At 65.9% G+C, this 3,217-nt stretch carries 2 protein-coding genes; one reads left to right on the top strand and one right to left on the bottom strand.

Annotated elements, in window-relative coordinates; genetic code table 11:
* Window positions 1-318: ATP-binding cassette domain-containing protein (locus tag Q0L57_RS09055; protein ID WP_296741350.1), on the top strand; the 318-nt coding region annotated here is incomplete at its 5' end.
* 131 nt (window positions 319-449) lie between these two features.
* On the opposite strand, the gene Q0L57_RS09060 is transcribed toward Q0L57_RS09055, so the two are convergent.
* Window positions 450-3,217: acyl-[ACP]--phospholipid O-acyltransferase (locus Q0L57_RS09060; RefSeq protein WP_296741352.1), on the bottom strand; the 2,768-nt coding region annotated here is incomplete at its 5' end.

Here is a 3,217-nt window from a genome sequence, read left to right on the forward strand (position 1 = left end):
AGCCGGGGCACCGACCTTTCGGGCGGCGAGCAGCAGATGCTCGCCATAGCCCGCGCCTTGGTGCGCGACCCGAAGATCGTCCTGCTCGATGAGCCCTTCGAAGGGCTTGCCCCCGTCATCGTGCACGATCTGGTGCGCGCCTGCCGCGAGCTGGCGCAGGCAGGGCAGACCATCGTGCTGGTGGAGCAGAACCTCGCCGCGACGCTGGCGCTCGCAAGCCGTGTCTACATCATCAACAACGGCCATATCGTCCATGAGGGGGCGGCCGCCGAGCTCAAGGCACGGCCGGAACTGCTGCAGCACTATCTCGGCGTCTAGGGCCCTCGACAGGAGCCGCGATCCTCTCTCTCAGCGTTTCAGGGCTGATGGCGAAGTTGCGGCACGGAAACAGGCGCGGAATTCTGCAAGCAACAGGCCCGCACTGATGCGGGCCTGTTGCTATATTCGGATCAGGCGGCCTTGACCTTCAGCTCTTCCTCGCCGCGCACCATCCTGGTCACGGCCGCAAAGTCGAGCTTGCCCGAGCCGAGCACCGGCACCTTCGGCACCACGCGCACTTCGGCGGGCACCATCAGGTCCATGGCGCCGTTCGCCTTGGCGAAGGCGAGGAAGTCCGCGCGGGTGGCGTTCGCCGCTTCGGTGATGAGGACCAGCTTTTCGCCCTTGCGCGCATCGGGCACGGTGGCGACGGCCGACAGCGAGCCTTTCCACAATTCGCCGGCCAGCGCCTCGACAGCCGCCAGCGAGACCATCTCGCCGCCGATCTTGGCGAAGCGCTTGGCGCGGCCGCGGATGGTGATGAAACCCGCATCATCAATGGTGACGACGTCGCCGGTGTCGTGCCAGCCATCCTGCAGCGGTTCCAGCACCCCGGGATTTTCGGCGCGCAGATAACCGGCCATGACATTGGGGCCGCGCACGAACAGCCGGCCGCCTTCCTCGACGCCGGGCACCGGATCGAGACGGTACTCCATGCCGGGCATGATTTTGCCGACGCTGCCTGCCTTGTTGTACATCGGCGTGTTGATGGCGATCACCGGCGCCGTCTCCGTCACGCCATAGCCCTCGAGGATGCGCAGTCCGAACTTCTCCATATAGGTCGTGCGCGTCGCGGCCTTGACCGGCTCGGCGCCGGCGAAGCAGTAGCGCACCGAGCGGAAGTCGTAAGGATGCGCCGTGCGGGCATAGCCCGAGAGGAAGGTGTCGGTGCCGAAGATGATCGTCGCGTTCGACGCATAGATCAGTTCCGGCACGATGCGGTAGTGCAGCGGCGAGGGGTAGAAATAGACCGGTACGCCCGAGACAAGCGGCAGCACAGTGCCAGCCGTCATGCCGAAGGAATGGAAGATCGGCAGCACGTTGAACACCTTGTCGCCAGAATGGAAGTCGATGCGCGAGGCGGCCTGGGCGGCGTTGGCCAGGATGTTGCGGTGGGTGAGCACCACGCCCTTCGGTGTGCCTTCGGATCCCGAGGTGAAAAGGATCGCCGCCGGATCGTCCGGCTTGCGCGCCACCCGCGGCGTCGCCTTGCGCAGCAGGCCGAGCAGCTTGTCCTTCAGCCCGATCGTCGCCCGCAGGTCGTCGAGCCAGACAATATCGACCGAGCGGCCGATTTCCTCGACCACCGGCCCGAGTTTCGCCTGTTCCACGAAGGCGCGCGAGGTGAGCACGGTCCGCACCTCCGCCGCCTTGCAGGCCGACAGGATATTGGCCGCGCCCGCCGTGAAGTTGATCATCGCAGGGACCTTGCCGGCCGACATGACGCCGAGCAGCGTGGCGCATGAACCGTTGGCGTTGGGCAGCATGATGCCCAGCGTCTGCTGGTCCGCATAGAGCGTCTTGAACTTCTCGCCGAGCACGGCCGCGGCAGTGAGCAGCTTGCCGTAGCTCAGCGAACCGGTGACCGGATCTTCCACGGCGAGCTTCTTCATGCCGCGCTCGTTCGCCGTCTCGATGATCTTCTCCAGCACGGTCTTGTCGATGTCCTGCGAGCGGAAGACAAGGTCCGACATCACCTGGTAGAGCGCGGAGCCCGCGGCGGCGCGGCGCTTGCGGCCCTTGAGTTCCTGCGGCACTTCGAGCTTGACCGGTTCCAGGATGGTCACCTTGACCTTCGGGAACAGGCGGCGGCGCACATGCTGCGCGGTAAGCCGCGAGAAGTAGCTCTTCTCCAGCCCTTCGATGCGCACCGGCACCACCATCGAGCCGGTCTTGTCGGCCACCATGGCGGCGCCGTCATAGACCTTCATCAGGCCGCCGGTGACCGTGATGCGGCCCTCGGGGAAGATGACCAGCGGATCGCCGCCCTGCACGACCTTGATCAGTGTGCGGGTCGACATCGGCTTGGAAGGGTTGAGCGGCAGGGCCCGGGTAAGCTTCAGGAACGGCTTCACCCACCAGGCCTGCGCGATCGTGTAGTCGATGGCGAAGACCGGCTCTTCGTCGGTCAGCGTCAGCGCCAGCGGGCCGTCGAGGAAGCTGACATGGTTGAGCGCCAGGATAGGCGCCTTGCCGGCCGCCTTGAGATTCTCGATGCCCTCCACCTCCAGGCGAAGGAACGCGCGGAAGAGGATCGAGACGAAATCTCGGAACGCATTGGTCGGCAGGTGTTTCAGCATCAGCCACGCGGCGATCGCATTGGCTGCGACGAGGCCGAACAGGATGCCGGCAATGGAGACACCCGCTGCCTGGATCGCCGCGACGAGGATGCCGCCGACAGTCATGAAACCTGCATTGACGATGCTGACGGCCGCGACGACGCGGGCGCGGCGCGCCTCGGGCGACCAGGCCTGCACGGCGGCAAAGGTCGGCACCACCAGGAAGGCGGCCGCAATGGCCATGCCGGCGAGGTCTATCGCGACACGGATGGTGTTTGGCCCGGCGAAGAACGCGGCAAGCGTTCCGGCCGTCGGCGAAGGCTGCATGCTCGAAATGGTCCAAGCCAGATGCAGGCCGAACAGCGCCATGAGCGCCGTGCCGAAGGGAGCGGGCAGAAGCACCATGCGTCCCTGCGACATCCAGGCCGCGATCGCCGAGCCGATGGCGATCGAGACGGCGAACACCGCGAGATAGGCTGTGACCGCAATCTCGTTGCCGCCAAGGGAATCCTTGATCAGGGTCGGCAGGATCGAGAGCACGATGGCGCCGACCAGCCAGAACCAGGAGGTCATCAGGCCGGCGCGCCAGATGCGCGTGTCGGTGCGCAATTCGCTGACCT

It is taken from the genome of Mesorhizobium sp., assembly GCF_024509055.1.
Taxonomy (GTDB): Bacteria; Pseudomonadota; Alphaproteobacteria; order Rhizobiales; family Rhizobiaceae; genus Mesorhizobium.